At 71.7% G+C, this 18,841-nt stretch carries 16 protein-coding genes and 2 pseudogenes; 3 read left to right on the top strand and 15 right to left on the bottom strand.

Annotation, left to right across the window (positions count from 1 at the left end; all coding sequences use genetic code 11):
- Positions 1-22: 22 nt before the first annotated feature.
- Positions 23-307 carry a hypothetical protein gene (locus OG485_RS32835; RefSeq protein WP_328672198.1) on the top strand — a complete coding sequence of 95 codons (285 nt, stop codon included), beginning with the start codon at positions 23-25 and terminating at the stop codon, positions 305-307.
- 74 nt (positions 308-381) lie between these two features.
- On the opposite strand, the pseudogene OG485_RS32840 reads toward OG485_RS32835, so the two are convergent.
- Both OG485_RS32840 and OG485_RS32845 read right to left on the bottom strand, forming a co-directional pair.
- Positions 382-777, bottom strand: a pseudogene (locus OG485_RS32840) (RNA-guided endonuclease TnpB family protein); the annotation flags it as partial.
- Entirely contained in the window at positions 743-916 is a 174-nt protein-coding gene (locus OG485_RS32845) for a GreA/GreB family elongation factor (protein WP_328674748.1), read from the bottom strand. The pseudogene OG485_RS32840 and the gene OG485_RS32845, both read right to left, overlap by 35 nt.
- A 241-nt stretch (positions 917-1,157) precedes the next feature.
- On the opposite strand from OG485_RS32845, the gene OG485_RS32850 reads away from it, so the two are divergent.
- Both OG485_RS32850 and OG485_RS32855 read left to right on the top strand, forming a co-directional pair.
- Entirely contained in the window at positions 1,158-3,479 is a 2,322-nt protein-coding gene (locus OG485_RS32850) for an FdhF/YdeP family oxidoreductase (protein WP_328672199.1), read from the top strand.
- Positions 3,480-3,596: 117 nt separating this feature from the next.
- A pseudogene (locus OG485_RS32855) lies at positions 3,597-4,259 on the top strand (phosphatase PAP2 family protein); the annotation flags it as partial.
- A 181-nt stretch (positions 4,260-4,440) separates the two neighbouring features.
- Here the strand turns inward: OG485_RS32855 and OG485_RS32860 are convergent.
- The 13 genes from OG485_RS32860 to OG485_RS32920 are packed head-to-tail and all read right to left on the bottom strand — an operon-like array spanning position 4,441 to position 18,836.
- Positions 4,441-5,766 carry a glutamate-1-semialdehyde 2,1-aminomutase gene (locus OG485_RS32860; protein ID WP_328672200.1) on the bottom strand — a complete coding sequence of 442 codons (1,326 nt, stop codon included), beginning with the start codon at positions 5,764-5,766 and terminating at the stop codon, positions 4,441-4,443.
- Between the two features lie 7 nt (positions 5,767-5,773).
- The gene (gene rfbC / locus OG485_RS32865; protein ID WP_328672201.1) at positions 5,774-6,325 is read right to left on the bottom strand and encodes a dTDP-4-dehydrorhamnose 3,5-epimerase; all 552 of its coding nucleotides are present in this window, start codon (positions 6,323-6,325) and stop codon (positions 5,774-5,776) included.
- Entirely contained in the window at positions 6,322-7,554 is a 1,233-nt protein-coding gene (locus OG485_RS32870) for a polysaccharide pyruvyl transferase family protein (RefSeq protein WP_328672202.1), read from the bottom strand. Before OG485_RS32870 ends, rfbC begins: the two co-directional genes overlap by 4 nt.
- Positions 7,551-8,498 (bottom strand): glycosyltransferase family 2 protein, encoded by a 948-nt coding sequence (locus tag OG485_RS32875; protein WP_328672203.1) that lies wholly within the window; start codon positions 8,496-8,498, stop codon positions 7,551-7,553. Before OG485_RS32875 ends, OG485_RS32870 begins: the two co-directional genes overlap by 4 nt.
- Positions 8,495-9,793 carry a hypothetical protein gene (locus tag OG485_RS32880; protein WP_328672204.1) on the bottom strand — a complete coding sequence of 433 codons (1,299 nt, stop codon included), beginning with the start codon at positions 9,791-9,793 and terminating at the stop codon, positions 8,495-8,497. The genes OG485_RS32875 and OG485_RS32880 overlap by 4 nt, the downstream gene beginning before the upstream one ends.
- A 5-nt stretch (positions 9,794-9,798) precedes the next feature.
- A complete protein-coding gene (locus OG485_RS32885; protein ID WP_328672205.1) occupies positions 9,799-11,082 on the bottom strand; it encodes a DUF4910 domain-containing protein in 1,284 nt (427 codons plus the stop codon).
- Positions 11,070-12,095: an NAD-dependent epimerase/dehydratase family protein gene (locus tag OG485_RS32890; RefSeq protein ID WP_328672206.1), complete on the bottom strand. Its 1,026-nt coding sequence runs from the start codon at positions 12,093-12,095 to the stop codon at positions 11,070-11,072. Before OG485_RS32890 ends, OG485_RS32885 begins: the two co-directional genes overlap by 13 nt.
- Positions 12,096-12,098: 3 nt before the next feature.
- Positions 12,099-12,746 (bottom strand): PIG-L deacetylase family protein, encoded by a 648-nt coding sequence (locus OG485_RS32895; protein WP_328672207.1) that lies wholly within the window; start codon positions 12,744-12,746, stop codon positions 12,099-12,101.
- The gene (locus OG485_RS32900; protein ID WP_328672208.1) at positions 12,743-13,573 is read right to left on the bottom strand and encodes a glucose-1-phosphate cytidylyltransferase; all 831 of its coding nucleotides are present in this window, start codon (positions 13,571-13,573) and stop codon (positions 12,743-12,745) included. Before OG485_RS32900 ends, OG485_RS32895 begins: the two co-directional genes overlap by 4 nt.
- Positions 13,570-14,805, bottom strand: coding sequence for a class I SAM-dependent methyltransferase (locus tag OG485_RS32905; protein ID WP_328672209.1), 1,236 nt, complete (start codon positions 14,803-14,805; stop codon positions 13,570-13,572). The genes OG485_RS32900 and OG485_RS32905 overlap by 4 nt, the downstream gene beginning before the upstream one ends.
- Complete coding sequence (locus OG485_RS32910) at positions 14,802-16,043, bottom strand: glycosyltransferase (protein ID WP_328672210.1); 1,242 nt, start codon at positions 16,041-16,043, stop codon at positions 14,802-14,804. The genes OG485_RS32905 and OG485_RS32910 overlap by 4 nt, the downstream gene beginning before the upstream one ends.
- Positions 16,044-16,045: 2 nt before the next feature.
- Complete coding sequence (locus tag OG485_RS32915) at positions 16,046-17,278, bottom strand: O-antigen ligase family protein (RefSeq protein WP_328672211.1); 1,233 nt, start codon at positions 17,276-17,278, stop codon at positions 16,046-16,048.
- 37 nt (positions 17,279-17,315) lie between these two features.
- Positions 17,316-18,836, bottom strand: a complete 1,521-nt coding sequence (locus OG485_RS32920) for a right-handed parallel beta-helix repeat-containing protein (RefSeq protein WP_328672212.1) — start codon at positions 18,834-18,836, stop codon at positions 17,316-17,318.
- Positions 18,837-18,841 lie beyond the last annotated feature (5 nt).

Consider the following 18,841-nt stretch of genomic DNA (forward strand, 5'->3'; position numbering starts at 1 on the left):
TAGTCGTTTGAGGAGGCTGCGCATGACGCACCACAAGTCCAACCGGGCTGTCGAAGGCGATCCGGAGCACGCCCACAACAGGGGAATGCCCCTGCGGAGCGACGACGACGAACTCCACGCACGTACGGTCCGTGAGCGGCGCGAAGCCGGTCTGCTCGGCGGGCCCATGGAGGATCCCGAAGCCGAATACCGGCGCGAGCGCGTGGAGATCGACCTGGAGGTGGGCTCCGGCCGGATCCCCACGGGCCATGTCACCCGCCGCACCAGGGCCCCCTATCCGCCCTCCAGTTACGGGGAGTCAACTTGACCCGGCCCTGAAGGACCGGACTTGGAGGTAGTGCCCAGCTGGCTGCTGGGGTGGACTCCTCCGTTCAGACACCCCTATGAGGTGGCAGGGACGCGTGACTCACGCCCCGCATTCCACACAGCAGCGCCACGGGTGGCGATGTTGTGGGAAGCATTCCGGTCGGCGTGGGCAACGACCCCGCACCCCCGGCAGATGAAAAGCCCCTGGTCGACACGGTTTCGCTTGTCGACGTGGCCGCACTCGGCGCACGTCTGCGACGTGTACGCGGGATCGACGAAGACCAGGGGTACCCCGGCCCGCTCGGCCTTGTAGACGATGAAGTCTCCGAGCTGGGCGAAGGCCCAGGAGTGGAGTGCGACCCGTTGGGGCTTGCGGAGCCGTACCCGGTTGCGGATGCCCTTGAGTTCTTCGAGGGACAGGCCGCGTCCGGTGCGTTCAGCCTCGGTCACGATCGTCTTGGAGATGATGTGGGCCCAGGGAGACCACGACCGTGCTCCGGGGCCCTTCGGGTGCCTGCAAGTCCACGGTGTCTCCTGCCCGGTGGCCGAGGAGAGCGTGTCCGAGCGGGCTGCCGGCCGTGACGAGCGTGCGGTCCAGTACCGCGGTCAGGGCGCTTTCAGTATTTCTGCGTGCTTCTGTGAGCTATTGGGTCGGATCGCGGCGCTATGTGATGTGTGGAATCGTGGGGCACCGGAGTTCAGGACGCTTCGTGCTGTCCTGCGAGCGAGTGAGGGAGGTCCCCATGTCCTCGAAGCGACGCCGGAAGAAGAAGAGCCGCCGCAAGCACGCCGCGAACCACGGAAGGCGACCCCAGTGCTAGCTCGGTGAGACCTTGAGCTCGGTGAGACTCTTGAACGCATCCCAGAACGGACAGGACGGCCGGGTACCCCATGTGGGCCCCGACCCGCGGGGCGAACCGGAATTCCATCCGTACCATCACCCGGCCGCCGGCTGGGGTGCGGCCAAGAGCGTGAGCCGGTTCCTCGTGCGCGAACGCGTCCTCGTGGACGGCCCCCGCGCGATCATGCGCATGAACCACGAGAACACGGGCTTCGACTGTCCCGGATGCGCGTGGCCCGACGACACCAAGGGCCTGCACCTGGACATCTGCGAGAACGGCATCAAGCACGTCACCTGGGAGATGACGGGCAAGCGGGTCGGCCGTGAGTTCTTCGCCGCGCACTCGGTGACCGAGCTGTCCGGCTGGAGCGACTACGACCTGGAGGACCAGGGCCGGCTGACCGAACCGATGGCCTACGACCCGGAGTCGGACCACTACGTGCCGGTGAGCTGGCGCGAGGCGTTCGAACTCGCCGGCCGCACCCTGCGTGAACTCGACGAGCCCGGCCAGGCCTCCTTCTACACGTCGGGGCGCCTCGGCAACGAGGCCACGTTCCTCTATCAGCTGCTGGCCCGCGAACTGGGCACGAACAACCTGCCCGACTGCTCGAACATGTGCCACGAGGCCAGCGGCCGGGCCCTGACGGCCTCGCTCGGCACCGGCAAGGGGACCGCGGACCTCAAGGACTGGGAGACCACCGACGCCCTGTTCGTCCTGGGCGTCAACGCCGCCTCCAACGCGCCCAGGATGCTCACCGCCCTGGCCGAGGCCTACCACCGCGGCGCCCAGATCGTCCACATCAACCCCCTGGTCGAGGCGGCCGCCACCCGGACCATCGTTCCGCACGACTTCACGGACATGGCCGTCCTCAAGTCCACCCGGACCAGCACCCTGAACCTCCAGCCGCGCATCGGCGGGGACATGGCGCTCCTGCGGGGCATGGCCAAGGCGATCCTGGAGCAGTCCGGAACGGATCCGAAGGCCCTGGACCAGGAGTTCATCGACCGTCATACGGCCTACTTCGACAAGTACCGCGCGGTGTGCGAGGCCACCCCCTGGGACGCCATCGAGCTGCAGTCCGGGGTCAGCCGGGACGGCATCCTCAAGGCGGCGCGCGTGTACCGAGACGCCGACCGCTCCATCATCAGCTGGTGCCTCGGTGTCAGCCAGCACGAACACGGCGTCGACACCGTGCGGGAGATCGTCAACCTCCTTCTGCTGCGCGGCAATCTGGGCCGCGAGGGCGCCGGTCCGTCACCGGTGCGCGGGCACAGCAACGTCCAGGGCAACCGGACGTGCGGCATCGACCACCGGCCGGACGAGGAGTTCCTGGTCCGGCTCGCCGAGGTCTGCGGGATCGACCCGCCCCGCGAGCACGGCATGGACACCGTGGCCACCATCCGGGCCATGCACCGCGGCGACGTGAAGGTGTTCGTCGGCATGGGCGGCAACTTCGCCCTCGCCGCGCCCGACACCCCGTACACCTACGCGGCCCTGCGCAACTGCGACCTCACCGTCCAGGTGAGCACCAAGCTCAACCGCAGCCACCTCGTGCACGGCCGCCGGGCGCTCATCCTCCCGTGCCTGGGCAGGACCGAGAAGGACCACCAGCGCGGCGGCGTCCAGAGCACCTCGGTCGAGGACTCGATGAGCATGGTGCACCTGTCCGTCGGCATGAAGCGCCCCGCCTCGAAGCACCTGCTGTCCGAGCCCGCCGTCATCGCCGGCATCGCGCGCGCCGCCCTCCCGGACAGCGCCACCCCGTGGGAGTGGTACATCGAGGACTACGACCGCATCCGCGACACGATGGCCAAGGTCCTGGACGGGTTCGAGGACTGCAACCGCCGCGTGCGCCTGCCGCTGGGGTTCCGGATCAAACAGCCCGCCCGCGAACTGGTCTTCCTCACCCCGTCGGGCCTGGCCGAGTTCTCCGCCGCCCCCCTGCCCGACGTGATCCCCGAGCCCGGCACCCTGGCGCTCGGCACGATGCGGTCCCACGACCAGTGGAACACCACGATCTACTCGGACAACGACCGCTACCGGGGCATCAAGAACCTGCGCACACTGGTCTTCATGAACGAGGACGACATGCGCGAACGCGGCATCTCCGAATTCACCCCGGTCGAGATCGTCAGCACCGCCAAGGACGGAAGCCACCGCAGTCTCGACGGCTATCTGGCCGTCCCGTACGACATCCCCCGCGGCTGCGCGGCCGGCTACATGCCGGAGATGAACGTGCTCTGCGCGATCGGCGACTACAGCGTCCAGAGCGACCAGCCGTTGATGAAACACGTCAAGGTCACCATCGAGCCGTCCGGCCGGGGCGTTTGAGACTTCGCCAAGTGTTGACTCGCGGAGCCTTCGACGGCCGTGCGCCGCGGCCGCGTTGTTGGTTAGGGTGACAAAGGCTCGCGTTCGGGCCGAGCCGGACACAACGGGGGTGCGTCGGTGGGGAGTTGGCGTCGGGCGGAAGCCGCCGTGGTGCCCCCGGCGCTCCGATTGCAGCTCGGGCTGACCGCGGTCCTCGCCGCGTTGACGGTCCTCGCGCTCGGGGTCCTGTACGCCGGCGACAGCGAGCCCGGCCCGGTGGACGCGCGGATCGGGACAGCGGCGTACGACGTGGGCTCGCCGTGGCGGCACGTAGCCCTGGCGCTGGACTTCCTGGGGGAGCCCGCGGGGGCGACGGCACTGGTCGTGACCCTCATGGCGGGCTGTCTGCTCCTTCGGCGCCCCCGCGCGGCGGCGCTCGTCGCCACCGGCGCCGCCGCGGCCGTGGTCGCGGCGACGCTGCTCAAGTCCCTGGTGGGACGCACCATTCACGGCGGCGGGAACCTGTCCTACCCGAGCGGGCACACCGCCTTCGCCACCGCGCTCGCCCTCGTGGCGGCGCTGACGGCGGCCGGCCGGCTCGGCCTCGGCAGGACCGCCGGCACCGCACTGATGCTGGGCGCGGCGCTGACCGCCGGCGCCGCCATGGGCTGGGCGCAGGTCGCACTCGGCGCGCACTACCCGACCGACGCCCTCGGCGGCTGGTGCACCGCGCTGGCGGTGGTCCCGGCGGCCGCGTGGCTGGTCGACCGGACGGCGGACCGGATGACCGACCGGCCGGCCGGCCCGATGGCGGACCGCCGGACCGACGGGACGAAGGAACGGCCGGACGGCCGCACGGCGGACCGGAGAGCCGATCCGTCAACGGACCGGCGGGCCGACCGGATGGCGGGCCGGACGACCGGTCCGCCGGCCGGCACCGGTCGCCGGGAGGTGCGCTGAGGCCATGTCACCTCACCTCATGTCACACCTCGCGGCGGAACACGGGCTTCACCGGCCGTCCGGCCACCCAGGGGCCCGGATCGCCGGCGTCCAGTGCCTTGCGGTACACCGCGCATGCCTGGGCCACCACGTCCACGGTCCGATCGATGTCGGCTTCGTCGAGCGCGCTGCTCACCACGAACGACGGGGCCAGCACCCCGCCCGCGAGGAGCCGGCGCAGGAACAGGGTGCGGTACTCCTGCGACGGCTGCCCCTTCTCGTCGAGGGTGGCGAAGACCAGGTTGCTGGCCCGGCCCCGGACGACGACGTGGTCGCCGACGCCCATCGTGGCCGCGGCCTCCCGGACCCCGGCGGCGAGCCGCTCGCCGAGGGCGTGCAGCCGCGCGGTGATGCCCTCTTCGGCATAGGTGGTGAGCACGGCCATCGAGGCCGCCAGGGAGTGTGTCTCCGCGCCGTGCGTGGTGGACAGCAGGAACACCCGCTCGCCGGAGTGACGCAGCCCGCCCATCTCCATCAGCTCGCGGCGCCCGGCCAGCGCGGAGACGGCGAACCCGTTGCCCAGCGCCTTGCCGAACGTGGAGAGGTCGGGGACGACGCCGTACAGGCCCTGGGCGCCCGCCTCGGACCAGCGCAGGCCGGTGATCATCTCGTCGAAGACCAGGACGCAGCCGTACCGGTCGGCCAGTTCGCGCAGACCGGCGAGGTACCCGGGTGGCGGCTCGGTCTGGGCGGCGGGTTCGAGGATCAGGCAGGCGACGTCCCCCGGGTACCGGTTGAGCAGCTCCTCCGTGGCGGCCAGGTCCCCGTAGGGGAACGTCACGGTGAGCTCGTTGGTCTCCGCCGGAATACCCGCGGACATCGGCGTGGTGCCGATGAACCAGTCGTCGACGGAGAAGAACGGATGGTCGGCGCAGATGGCCACCCGCGTACGCCCGGTGGCGGCCCGGGCGAGGCGCACCGCGGCGGTGGTGGCGTCGGAGCCGTTCTTCGCGAACTTCACCATCTCGGCGGTCGGCACCGTGGCCAGGAAGCGTTCCGCGGCCGCGACCTCCACGATGGACGGCCGGACGAAGTTGCAGCCGCGGTCGAGCTCCCGCCGTACCGCCTCGATCACACGGGGGTGCGCGTGACCGAGGCTGACCGACCGCAGGCCGGAGCCGTACTCGATGTAACGGTTTCCGTCGATGTCCCATACGTGGGCACCGCTGCCGTGGCTGATGACCGGGGCCAGGTTGTCGGGGTACTGGTCGTCGCCCTTGGCGTAGGTGTGCGCGCCCCCGGGGATCATGGCGTGCAGCCGCTCGTTGGCTGTCCGCGACAGGGGCAGGTGAAGCTCTTCGGTGTCCACGGGGACCTCAACTCTCTTCGTGCTTCAGGACCTCGGCGAGGCTCGGTGCCTCCCGGTCCCGTTGGGACATCGATGTGACCGGCAGCGGCCAGGGAATGGCGAGTTCCGGGTCGTCGAAGGCGATCGTCACGTCCTCGGCCGGATCGTGCGGGCGGTCGATCCGGTAGGAGGTGTCGGCGGTCCCGGTCAGCGACTGGAAGCCGTGCGCGCACCCCGCCGGGATGTACAGGGAGACCTGCGTCTCGCCGGACAGCTCGAAGGTGGCCACGTTGCGGTACGTCGGCGAGTCCGTCCGCAGATCCACGACGACGTCGAAGATCCTTCCGTACGAGCACCGCACCAGCTTGGCCTCGCCCGCGCCGGAGCGCAGGTGCAGACCGCGCAGCACGCCCCGGACCGAACGGGACAGGCTGTCCTGGATGAAGGCGTCCGGGTCGAGGCCCACCGAGCGGACCACGTCGGCGTCGAAGGTGCGGCTGAAGAAGCCGCGCTCGTCGGCGAACGGTGTCGGCTCGAACAGGTAAGCGCCGGCGATCGCCGGTACTTCGGTCGCTTTCATCGGGTCTCCCGCTGGGCGTGGGCGTGGTCGGTCGCCGGGAACAGGGTCGCGGTCAACTCGGAGAACTGCTCGTCCAGTTGCCGGGCGGCGGCCTGGTTGCGCTCGGCGAGGGTCCGCCGCAGTTCCGCCGATCGCTTCTCCAGCGCCCGGAACTGTTCGAGCAGTCGGTCGGCGTCCACCTCGCGCGCCGGGTGGCAGTACGCGCCGAGACCCATTCCCTCCATGAGCGCGTCGCTCTTCGCCGCGTAGCTGAGCGCGAGCGCCGGTGTGCCGGTCTTCAGCGCGCAGATCAGGTTGTGGTACCGGACCGCCACCACCGTGTCGGCGGCGGCCATCTCGTGCATCAGGTCGGCCAGCGAGGCCGGTTCGGCGGCGGTGACCAGCGGTGAGTCCACCGCGTCGAGGATCGCGGCGACCACCGACGCGTCGCAGGTGTCGCCGGTGAGGAGCCGGACCGGCCTGCCCTCCTCGACCAGCGTCCGCACGAACCGGGTCGTCCCGTCGAGATAGCGCCGGTAGATCTCCTCGGCCCGGGCGCGGTCGTCGTTGCCGCCGTGGAAGTCCATGACCCCGACGCAGACAGGGCCCGGCGCACCCGAGGGCTCGCCCGACCGCGGCGCGGGCAGGGAGAACGCGAGGTCCGGGTAGACCTTGTCGCGCGCGGTGTCCACGCCCATCGCCCGCATCGCGTCACGGGACTGGGCGTCCCGGTAGGACCGGTACGCGGCCAGCCGCCCCGACCAGCGCACCAGGGCCCGGGTCGGCCGGTTGCGGATCTCGGCGGCCCCGACGCTGACGAGCGCGACCCGGGTGCGCAGCAGCCGGCCGCTCGCGCAGAGCAGGAACAGCGCGTACGGGAAGCCCCACGGCCGCAGCGGCAGCGTGGCCTCCAGGACGCCCATGCCCGGGACGATCACCACGTCGTGCCGGCGCACCCAGGAGGCGGTGCGGAAGACGTCGACGAGTTTGCCCAGGCCCTTCCCCACGATCGCGCCCGCACGCGAGGCGGTCCGGTATTCGCCGCGGTACCAGTGCAGCCGCGTCGCGGGGATCCCGTACCGGGCGGTGACGGCCTCGGGCCCCCCGCACAGCGCGTCCACGGCCGCCTCCGGGTGCCTGTCCCGCAGGTACCCGAGCACGGCCTCCAGCGACCCGTCGTTGCCGAGGTTGCCGGAGCCGAGCAGGCCGAACACGCCGACGCGCACCGCAGTGCCCTTCGCCGGCGTCACGGCCGCCTCCCCTCACGGCCGGCGACCAGGGCGTCGAGGGACACGCTCAGCCGGTCCGGGTCGACCGGGGCGCGGTCCTCGACCCGCTCGCCGGCGCCCGGCCGGACCCGGCTGGTCATCCACGCGGCCAGGTGGCGGTAGCAGGCGCGCCGGTCGGCCGGGGACAGCGGCGCCCGCCGGATCGCCGAGACGAAGCCCCAGACGTACTCGGCGAGCAGCCGGGGCGTCGGGTGCAGCGGGCCCGACCGGCGCGGGTCGAGGTTGACGCACCGCGAGCGCTTGGACGGGTTCGCCCGCTCGGCGCGGGTGGGATGGTCGCGGCGGAAGTACAGCAGCTCCGGCACCTGGTGGAAGGGCCCGTGCAGGGTGATCTCGGCGACGTAGGTGCGGTCCGCGTGGTGGTAGCTGTCCATCGGCTTCACCCGGCGCAGCCTGTCGGCCCGGAACACCCCGTAGAAGTCGTCGCCGCCGGGCTCGAAGAGCAGGCTGCGGAAGCGCTCCGGCGCGTGCGGCGAGTCGGTGGCGAGCGTGTACGCGTAGGGGACCTTCACCTTGCCGTCGCCGTCGATGACCGCCTGGCCGGTGTGCGCGAGGATCATCTCCGGCCGCTCGTCCAGCGCCTCCACGCAGACCCGCAGCAGGTCCCGGCCGTACAGGTCGTCGTGCGAGGCCCACTTGAACAGCTCGCCGCGGGACTCGGCGAGCACATGGTTGTGGTTGGGCGTGGCGCCGATGTTCCGGGGCAGCCGCAGGTACCGGATGCGCGAGTCCTTCGCCGCGTACCTGCGGCAGATGTCCTCGGTCCCGTCGGTCGAGGCGTTGTCGGAGACGACCAGCTCGAAGTCCTCGTAGGTCTGGCCGAGCAGGGCGTCGAACGACTCGGCCAGGTACTCCTCGCCGTTGTACACGGGCAGGCCGATGCTCAGCCTGGGTTGCGCGGTCATGACGTCCTCACTTCGCGGATCGGTTCTTGAGCGTGCTCGCGCAGGGCGGACCGTAGTTGCAGCCACCACACGGCCGAGCCGCTGACGGTCGCGGCGGCGACGCCCCAGGCCGAGCCGACAGCGCCGTCGGCGGCCGCGCCGCCGAGCCCGCCGCCGACGTAACAGGCGGAGGCGAACAACTGGCAGCGCAGGCTGCGCCGGGCCGCGCCGAGCGCGCGCAGCCCGGCCGCCGCGCCGGTGCCGAGGCCCGCGCCGGCGACGCCGAGGCTGATCGGCACGATGAGCTGGGAGGCGGAGTGCCAGACGTCGCCGAGCACCATCTCGCCGAGCCGGCCGGGCACCAGCAGCAGCGCCGAGCCCCAGAGCAGCGCGCCGACGGCCTGCCCCCCGCCGAGGAGCAGGCAGAACCTGCCCAGCCGGTGCGGGGCCTGCCGCAGTACCCGCGCCGCCTCCGGGACGGTGACCAGCGAAAGCCCCATGAGCACGGCCAGGAACGGGCCGAGCAGGAGCTCGGCGCCCCGCACCGCGCCGACCGCGCCGACCCCGACGATCACGCCGAGCCCGTACGCCCGCAACTGGCTCGCGCCACTGAGGCTGACGTTCTCGACCAGGTACCGGTAGCCGAGATCGCGCTGTTCGCGCAGCCACCCGCGCGCCTCGGCCATCCGGGGCCGGATGCCGGACTGGACACAGCCGTAGCCCGCGGCCACCGTGGCGGACGCGCCCCAGGCGAACACGAAGGCGGCCACGGTGCCGACGCGGGCGGCCACCACCATGGCGGGGATGAGCGCGACACCCCACACGACGTCGTTGAGGAACGCCTTCCGCCCGGTGCCCGCGGCGAAGAACGAGTACCGCCAGGCGTCCTGGAGCAGCAGCCCCGGCAGCAGGACACCGAGGGCGGCGAACGCGGGCCCGACCCGGCCGCCGAGTCCGAGCCCGGCCACCAGACACACCACGCCGAGGGCGCCGCCGACGCCGAGCGCGGTGCCCGTCGAGCGGCCCACCGCCCCGCGCCAGGCCGTGCCCGGCGGGCCGCTGAAGCGCACCGTGAGCGGATCGGTGGCCAGGCCGCGGGAGACGTTGAGCACCACGCCGTACGTCACCCAGGCGAGGCTGAACACGCCGAACGCGGTCACCCCCAGCGAACGGGCCACATAGATGCCCACCGCGAAGTTGCTCACGCTGGAGGCCGCCTGGTCGGCCAGCCCCCAGGACAGCCGGCCGACCAGGGCCCGCTTGGCGGACCCGGCCGGTGACGCCGTCGCCGGCGGATTCTCCCCCTCGGTGGTCATCGGCGTCACGCCTTGATCAGTTCGGCGCCGTGCAGGGCGTCGGCCGCGGCGGCGACGGTGTCGAACGGCAGATCGGCGCGCTCCGCGACGTCCAGCAGGGTGTGCTCGCCGTCGGAGAGGCTGAGCACCCAGAGCATCGCCATCTGGGCCTGCTTGGCGTCGCTGCGGCCGCCGAGCGAGTCGTACAGCCCGCGCCGGCCGAGCTGCGGCTCGCCGTAGGGGCTGAGGTTGACGTAGCTCCGGTTGCGGTCCAGGACGGCGAACGCCTCGCGGCACACGGCGAGCGTGTCCGCCATCGCCTCCGGGGAGACGAAGTCCAGGTCGTCCGCCGAGGTGTGGTACTCGGGGTAGCCGGCGTACGGGGTCCGGCTGAGCGAGCCCACGCCGAGATCGAACCCGGGCGAGCAGAACTGCCGCTCGTCGTACCCGTACGGGGTGAACTCCTTTACCTGGTGCGGACGTTCGGAGGATGCCAGCACATGCCGCATCACCCGGTCGATCTCCGCGTCGCCGCGCCTGCTCTGCTTGTACGTCAGTCGGCCCGAGTCGCCCGCGCAGGCCAGCACCAGCCCGTGCTTGACCCGGTCCACCCGCTCCGCGTTGCGGGCCAGCCAGGTGATCGCCCCGACGGTGCCGGGCGCGAAGATGAACCGGTAGGTGTAGTACGGGTTCTGCTCCGCCAGCGCGCGCGCCAGGTACGTCGCCACGGCGATGCCGGCCAGGTTGTCGTTGGCCAGCGACGGGTGGCAGACGTGGCAGGAGACGATCACCTCGTCGGCGGTCTGCCCGGGGACCACGTGCTCGGCGTAGGTGAGGTGCCCGTCGGCGAGCGTGGAGTCGACGCGCACCTCGTACTCGCCGTCCGGCATCGCGTCCAGGGTCTCCTGGGCCAGGCAGAACCCCCATTCCGGCTTGTAGTAGCTGGTGCGGTAGGGCACCCAGGCCGGGTGGTCCGGCAGCGTGTGCAGGTGTCCGCGCAGCTCGGACAGCGGCATGGTCGCCGACACCGGCATGCTGTAGCCGAGCACGTGCAGGCTGGACGCGGCGAAGTCGACGACGCGCCTGCCGGAGCTGTCGGCGATGTAGGCGTCCCGGATGTTCCACTCCTGCGGCACCGTCCAGTCGAGCACCTGGGTCCCGGTCGGCACCTCGTGCACCTGGAGCGGTATGTGCTCGCCGACGATGTCCAGGGTGGCGCGCACCCCGTCGCCGGTGATGCTCCGGCACAGCGGGTACATCCGCTCCACCAGCGCGTGCATCTCCTCGCCGGGCCCGGTCATCGGCGCCACCGCAGGGTGTCGTCGACGGTGCCGGCGTCGGACGCGGCGCGCAGCACGGCGAGCCGGGTGAAGCGCTGCTCGAAGCTCTCCCGGGTCAGCCCGTGTTCCCGGTAGGCGTCGGCGAGTTCGAGGGCTCCCCGCTTCACCGTCCACTCGCAGTCGAAGCCGGGGACCGCGGCGCGGAAGCGGGAGAAGTCCACCCGGTACGACCGCGGATCGGCGCCGTTCTCCCCGGTGATCACCACCTTCGCGCCGGACACCGCCTCGGCGACCTGGTCGGCGATCTCGGCGACCGTGACGTTGTTGAACTCGCTGCCGATGTTGAAGGCCCGGTCGTGCACCGCTTCCCTGGGCGCGGTCAGCGCGGCCGTGAAGGCCCGTGCGATGTCGGCGGCGTGCACCAGCGGACGCCAGGGGGTGCCGTCGGAGAGCACGAGCACCTCGCCGGACAGGAGGGCGTGCCCCACCAGGTTGTTCAGCACGATGTCGGCGCGCAGCCGGGGCGAGAAGCCGAAGGCGGTGGCGTTGCGCATGTACACCGGGGTGAAGTCGCCGTCGGCCAGCTCGTGCAGGTCGTCCTCCACCCGCACCTTGGACTCCGCGTACGGCGTCACCGGCCGCAGCGGGGCGTCCTCGGCCACCAGGTCGTCACCGCCGGCGGCGCCGTAGACCGAGCACGTCGACGCGTACAGGAAGCGCCGCACCCCGGTCTCGCGGGCCAGCCGGGCCAGGCGTACGGACGCGTGGTGGTTGATGTCGTAGGTGAGTTCCGGCGCCAGCGACCCCAGCGGGTCGTTGGACAGCGCGGCCAGGTGGATCACGGCGTCCACCCCGGCCACGTGGTCGGCCGTGACGTCGCGCAGATCCACCCGCGGTCCCGGCGGGTCGGCGGGCGCCGGGCCCAGCACGCAGTCGGCGAACAGGCCGGAGTCAAGACCGACGACCTCGTGCCCGGCGGCCGTGAGGACAGGGGCCATGACGGTGCCCAGGTAGCCCTGGTGCCCGGTCAGCAGTACGCGCAAGGTTCATTCCCCCAGGTCGAGAGTGAGTTTGGTGACGGCGAACGCCTCGGCGTAGCGCGCGTTGCTTTCGATACCGCGGATCCGGGCCAGCCCGAGGAAGGCCTCCCGGTCGTACCAGGGCCGGTGCCGCTGCGAGGGGTAGTGCTCCTGCAGCAGCCGCACCTTCTCTTCGGCGATCTCCGGCGACAGCGGCTGGTACGCCGACGGCCGGCCGAGATCGCCGTCCCACTTGACGATCTCGTAGCCGAGCACCAGGTGGTCGCGGAACGCGGTGGTCATCAGCTTCGCCAGACCGCGGTGGTCCTGGTGCGCGTCGTCGGTGCGCGGGGCGAGGACGAGGTCCGGCTCCGTGCCCGCGCGCAGCTCCTCGACCGCGCGCTTGGCCTCGTCCCAGTGCGCGGGCAGCCGTCCGTCCGGCAGCTTGTGCACGGTCAGCCGCAGGTCGGCGCCGGGGCAGAAGGCGGCGAGCGCGGCCCGTTCCTCCTGCTCCCGCTCGCCGCCACCGCCGGTGAGCACCAGCGCGTCGACGCGGATGCCCGGCCGTGCGTGGCACAGCGTCAGCAGCGTGCCGCCGGCGCCGATGGCGATGTCGTCGCAGTGCGCGCCCACGGCGACGATCCGGTCCAGGCGCCCGGTCCCGAGCCGGATCACGCGGTGCCCGCCGTGACGCCGGCCCGGCCCGCGGGTACCCGCGCCGTCATGCCGCCGTGTTCCCACACGGCCCACGGGCGCTCGCCCCGGGTGTAGGCGTCGTCGAGCGCGGCCCGCTCCTTCACGGTGTCGGTCGGCTTCCAGAAGCCGCGGTGCTGGTGCGCCACCAGCCTTCCGCGCTTGGCCAGTTGGGCGCAGCCGTCGGCGACCAGGTCCCCGTTCTCCGGGATGTGGTCGAAGACCTCCTGGCGGAGCACGAAGTAGCCGCCGTTCTCCCACAGCGGCATGTCGCTCACCGCGGTGATGCCCCCCACCAGGCCGTCGTCGCCCAGGTCCACGCAGTGGAACGAGGACTGCGGCGGCACCACCATCATCGAGGCGCCGGCGTCACGCCGGGCGAACTTGTCGATCATCTCCGGCAGCGGGGCGTCGGTGAGGACGTCGGCGTAGTTGGCGAGGAACATCTCGTCGCCGTCCAGGTGGTGCCGTACCCGGCGCAGCCGCTCCCCGATCGGTGACTCGATGCCGGTCTGCGCGAAGGTGATCGTCCAGTCGGCGATGTCGGTGGACAGCAGCTCGGTCCGCCCGCCGCGCAGCACGAAGTCGTTGGACGTCGTCTCCTCGTAGTTGAGGAAGAAGTTCTTGATGTGGTGCGCCCCGTACCCGAGGCACAGGATGAACTCCGTGTGCCCGAAGTGCGCGTAGTAGCGCATGACGTGCCAGATCAGCGGCCGCGGGCCGACCATCGCCATCGGCTTGGGCACGTCGTCGGAGGTCCCGTTGCGCATACGCATCCCGTAACCGCCGCAGAACAGTACGACCTTCATGCCTTGACCTCGACAATGCTCAGTTCCGGAATGGGGAAGACCAGCCGGCCGCCCCAGTCGTGGACGAAGGACAGCTGCTCGACGAGCTCGTCCCGCAGGTTCCACGGGAGGACGAGCACGTAGTCCGGTTTGTCGGCGGCGATGCGCTCGGGCGGCAGGATCGGGATGCGGGTGCCCGGAGTGAACCTGCCGTGCTTGTACGGGTTGCGGTCGACCGTGTAGGCGAGCAGGTCGGGCCGGATGCCGCAGTGGTTGAGCAGGGTGTTGCCCTTGCCCGGGGCGCCGTAGCCGACGACCGTCTCACCGCGTTCGGCCGCCTCGATGAGGAACCGCAGCAGATCCCGGCGCACCTTGGCCACCCGGCCGGAGAACTCGGTGTAGCCGGACAGGTCCTGGAGCCCGGCGGCCTTCTCCCGGTCAAGGACCTCGGCCACCTTCCCGCTCGGCTCGCCGGCCACCTCGGCCGGCCGGGCCCACAGCCGGATGGAGCCGCCGTGCGTGGGCAGCAACTCGACGTCCACGAGCGCGAGTCCGCCGCTGGCCAGCGCCCGGATCGCGGACGCGACCGTGTAGTACTGGAAGTGCTCGTGGTAGATCGTGTCGTACTGGTTCTCCTCGATCAGGGTCAGCAGGTGCTGCACCTCGATGGAGACCCAGCCGTCGTCGGCGACCAGGGCGCGCAGCCCCCGGGTGAACCCGACCACGTCGGGGATGTGCGCGTACACGTTGTTGGCCACGACCAGGTCCGCCGGGCCGTGCTCGGCGCGGACGGCCGCGCCGGTGTCCGGGTCCAGGAACGCCGTGAGCGTGGGCACACCCGCCTCCCGGGCCGCGGCGCCGACGTTCACCGAGGGCTCGACGCCGAGGCAGCGGATCCCGCGGTCCACCACGTGCTTCAGCAGGTACCCGTCGTTGCTCGCGACCTCGACCACGAAGGCGTCGGGGCGAAGACCCACCCGCCGGGCGGCGTCGGCGACGAACGTGCGCGCGTGCTCCACCCAGGACGTCGAGTAGGAGGAGAAGTACGCGTACTCCGTGAACGTCTCCTCCGGCTCGATCAGCGGAGGTATCTGCGCGAGCCAGCAGTCGGTGCACACCCGCAGGTGCAGCGGGTACGCGGGCTCCGGCCGGTCGAGCTGGTCCGCGGCGAGAAAGCTCTCACACGGCGGGGTCGCCCCCAGATCGACGACGCTCGCCGTCGCTTGCGAGCCGCAGAGTCGGCATCGTGTCATGTACTTTCCCCATCCCCCTTGAACGCGCGGGTGTCCCCGCCGCGAGCATGTGCCGACCGTCCCGCGATCGCGGTCCGGTACTCCTCCACCAGGCGCTCCAGCCCGACGGCCGGGCTGAAGCCCTGTTCGTAACGGCGCCGGGCCGCCCGGCCCATCTCCCGGTTGGCGGCCGTCCCTGCCGCGATCCCGCGCAGGCAGGACGCGAGCGAGGCGGCCTCGCCCGGCGCGTGCAGCAGCCCGGTCACCCCGTCCTCGACGAGTTCGACGAAGGCGCCGTGACCGGCGGCGACGGCCGGGACCCCCGCCGCCATCGCCTCCACGACCACCAGGCCGAACGCCTCCAGCCAGGTGGACGGAGCCACCACGGCGACCGACCGCGCGATGGCCTTCCGGCACTCCGCCTGGTCCAACAGGCCGACGTACCGCACGTCGTCCCGGTCCGCCGCCCAGGCGGCCACCTCCCGCTCCAGCGGCCCCGTACCGGCGACCACCAGCGGCACGCCCACCCCGCCGCCGGCGCCGATCTCGTCCCACGCGGCCATGAGCAGCCGTAGGCCCTTGGCCTCCGCGAGCCGGCCGAGATAGAGCAGATGCTCGCCCTCGCCCTCCCGGCGGACACCCGGCTCGGGAACGAAGTTGTGCTTCACCGCCAGCCGCCCGGCCGGCATGCCGGCCCCCACCAGGACGTCGCGCTGGGCCGCCGAGATGCAGAAGAACCGCTCCACGCCGGTCCACCACCGCCGCCGGTTGACCGACATGCTGACCGCGAGCGGCACCGTCGCCAGCCGGGAGCCCCGGTAGCAGCCGTGCCGGACGGCCGGCAGCGGCGAGGACCCGACGCACTCGGTGCAGGGCAGGCCGTCCCGTTGCAGCGTGCCGGGCGGGCAGACCTGGGTGTAGTTGTGCAGCGTGGCGACGGCGGGCACACCGGCGTCGGCGCAGGCGGCCAGCACCGCGGGCGACAGGAGCGGGAAGACGTTGTGGACGTGCACCACGTCCGGCCGGTCGGCGCGCAGCCTGGCGGCGAGCTCCGAGCGGACCGCCGGGTTCCACGGCACCAGCAGCGGTACCGCCACCTTGCCCGGCAGCGACCGGGCGGCGATGTCGTCACTGCGCCGCTCGAACAGCTCGACCTGGTGGCCGGCCTCGCGCAGCAGCGCCACCTCCTGGTCGACGACCTTGTTCTCCCCGCTCGGCTGCGCCGAGGCGTAGCGGTTGTGCACCACGAGGACGTGCATGCTCAGATCACCTCCGATCTCTGGGCCCATCGAGGGACGTGCCGCCGGGGGACCCGGGGCGTCGGGAGGGGAGTGGCCGGGGCGGGCGCGGCCAGCAGCGAGGCGGCCACGGCCAGGTGGAGCAGATACGGGGAGGCGTCGCCCAGCCCGGCCTCGGTGTACGACGCGATCGCGCAGTAGCTGATCAGGAAGATCGCGCAGGCCCGCTGCAGCGACGGCGGCCGCAGCAGCGCCACACCGCCCAGCACGATGATGACCGCCGCCACCAGGATGACGCCGATCACGCCCTGCTCGTTGAAGACGGCCAGCCAGCTGTTGTCGATCGGCAGCCCGCCGAACGACTTGTCGCCCAGACCCGCGCCGAACAGGTACTCCGTGGTCGACCGGGGGGCTGCCAGCAGCGCGTGCCAGACCTTGGCGCGACCGGTGAGGCTGGAGAAGTTCTCCTGGCTCTGTCCGCGCAGGAACCAGGTCTGGAGCGCGGAGGCGAATCCCACCGCGGCCACCGTGGCGCTCAGCACCGCCCAGGCGAAGAACCGCCGGGCGGCGCCGCTGTTCAGGACGAGCGAGCCGATCGCCAGCGACAGTCCGACGAGCAGGCCGAGCGTGGCCGTGCGGGTGTGGGTCAGGGCGAGCAGGACGAGCGAGGGCACGATGACCACCACGGCGCTGGTCCGGTCGGTCCGGCGGCCCAGGACGAGCAGCACGGTGAGCCCGATGATCACCGCGGCGTACTGTCCGATCTGCGGCGGGGTGAGCGGCCACAGCGCGCCGACCAGCCGCCCGCCGTAGAGGTCGGGCAGGGCCGCGCCCGGTGAGAGGACCGCGCCGGCGGCCACCGTCCCGAGCACCGCCAGGTACATCCGGATGTGATGCCGGACGAACGTCAGACTGCCGTCCCACCAGCGGCTGACCAGCCACAGCGTGCCGACGAAGAGGGCCAGCCGGACGCAGCGGAACAGCGCGCCGAACCCGGACTCCAGATGCACGCTGGAGAACACGCTCGACACCAGCAGCAGGGTGAGCAGGAACACGAAGGCGCTGGGCCGCACGCGCAGGCGGACATTGACCACGAGCGCCAGGGCGAACGCGGCGACCAGGGCGCCCATGGTGACCATCTGGATGAGGGAGCGGGGCAGCGGGACGATGGTCTTCGCCCCGGCGGACCCGAGCGTGTTGAGGACCAGCAGCCCCCAGACGGTCCCGATGATCTTCGGTGTGCGGTCACCGCTCATCGTTCGGTTCCCGCTCACCGTTCGGTTCCCGCTCATCTCAACCACCGCCCTGGGCGCGGAAGGTGCTGCCCGCGTCCTGCCGGTACGGCGTGCCCTGCCACTGCCCGGAGTCGAGGACCCGGCTCGGGTCGTGGGCGACGAACTTCCACGGTCCGACGTAGGTGTTGTCGTGCCAGCGGTTGTGCTGCTTGCCGGTGATCGCCTCCGCCACCCGGTCGCCCTGGTACGGCGACCAGTCCGGATAGGTGCCGTAGTTGGCCAGCACCGCCATGCGGTCGCACTTCACCGTGCAGCCGACGACGGATGTGTCCAGCACGAAGCGGTTGTTGTGGATGTCCACCCGCTGGGTCTTCCACCGGCAGTCGGCGTAGAGCGGTTCGGTGGCGATCGCCGGCCGGGCGCAGCGGTCGATGTCCTTCACCAGCAGCGTGCAGTCACCGGAGGAGGTGTTGGCCGGGCTGTTGCAGAACCGGTCGGCGTTCTCCCACAGGGTGATCCCGGACCAGTTGTTCTCCAGCAGGTTCCGGTAGACCTCGATCCTGTCCGTGCGGGCGCGGACCCGTGGTTCGCCGCCGGACTCGGACAAGTAGAGGGTCGCGAAGGGGAAGTTGTCCCCGCGGTCCGCGTACTTGCGGCCCTCGACCCAGTTGTTCCGCCGGATCGTGTTCTTCCGGATGACCGCGTTGTAGCTGGTCTCGTAGATCAGCGCGGCCCCGTCGTTGGCCTCGAGCACGTTGTCCTCGATGAGGAAGTCGTTGTTGTTGGTGTCCGCCCAGAGCCCGGTCCCGCGGTTGTCGTGCACCCAGTTGCCGCGGATGTCGGCGCCGTCGACGGCCCAGAACTTGACGCCTCCCGTGCAGCCGCAGCCCGACCGCTTGCGCTCCCAGTCGTCCGTGTTGTTGCCCGCGATCTCGTTGCCCTCGAGCACCAGGCCGCTGATCCGGCCGTTGCCCTTGTACGCGTTCACGCCGTACTGGCCGTTGTCGCGCAGGCAGCTGGCGCGGACCTGTTGGCGTGCCCCGGCCATCAGCCCGGCGCCCGAGTTGCGCTGGATCGTCGCGTGCTCGATCACCCACCCGTCGGCCGAGTCGTGATTGACCACGCCCTCGTCGCGCGGGGCGACGAAACCCTGCACGGTCAGATAGCGGATGGAGACGTCGCGCGCGGTGCCGCCGAACGCGTACTGGTTGGTCTTCCGGCCGTCGAGCACCGCGCCCGGCGCGCCGAGGTAGACGTCCCCCTTCTTGGGGATGACCTGGGCGTAGCGGTCCGCCTCCAGCCTGTGCTTGCCCGGCTTGAGCCAGAACGTGGTGTTCGGCGGGCTGTTCTTGGTCTTCTCCGCCAGGTCACCGGCCTTCGAGGGGTCGACCGTCACCGCGCCCGCCGGCGCCTTCGCCGGTCCGGACGCGGGCTTGGCGCACACCCGGGCCACGGACGTGGACGGCCCGGCGGTCGGCTTCAGCCGCCCGTCCTGCGAGCTGTCGCAGCCGGTCGCCGCCGGCACGGCCAGCGCCAGCAGCGCGGCCGGCAACGCCCAGTGCCGCCACTTGATCCGCAAGCGTC

It is taken from the genome of Streptomyces sp. NBC_00328 (genome assembly GCF_036139655.1).
GTDB lineage: Bacteria > Actinomycetota > Actinomycetes > Streptomycetales > Streptomycetaceae > Streptomyces.

Bases quoted from the DNA above. Each gene is read 5' to 3' on its own strand.
- OG485_RS32835 (WP_328672198.1), top strand. From the start codon at position 23: ATGACGCACCACAAGTCCAACCGGGCTGTCGAAGGCGATCCGGAGCAC.
- rfbC (WP_328672201.1), bottom strand. From the start codon at position 6,325: ATGAAAGCGACCGAAGTACCGGCGATCGCCGGCGCTTACCTGTTCGAG.
- OG485_RS32875 (WP_328672203.1), bottom strand. From the start codon at position 8,498: ATGACCGCGCAACCCAGGCTGAGCATCGGCCTGCCCGTGTACAACGGC.
- OG485_RS32880 (WP_328672204.1), bottom strand. From the start codon at position 9,793: ATGACCACCGAGGGGGAGAATCCGCCGGCGACGGCGTCACCGGCCGGG.
- OG485_RS32900 (WP_328672208.1), bottom strand. From the start codon at position 13,573: ATGAAGGTCGTACTGTTCTGCGGCGGTTACGGGATGCGTATGCGCAAC.
- OG485_RS32905 (WP_328672209.1), bottom strand. From the start codon at position 14,805: ATGACACGATGCCGACTCTGCGGCTCGCAAGCGACGGCGAGCGTCGTC.
- OG485_RS32910 (WP_328672210.1), bottom strand. From the start codon at position 16,043: ATGCACGTCCTCGTGGTGCACAACCGCTACGCCTCGGCGCAGCCGAGC.
- OG485_RS32915 (WP_328672211.1), bottom strand. From the start codon at position 17,278: ATGAGCGGTGACCGCACACCGAAGATCATCGGGACCGTCTGGGGGCTG.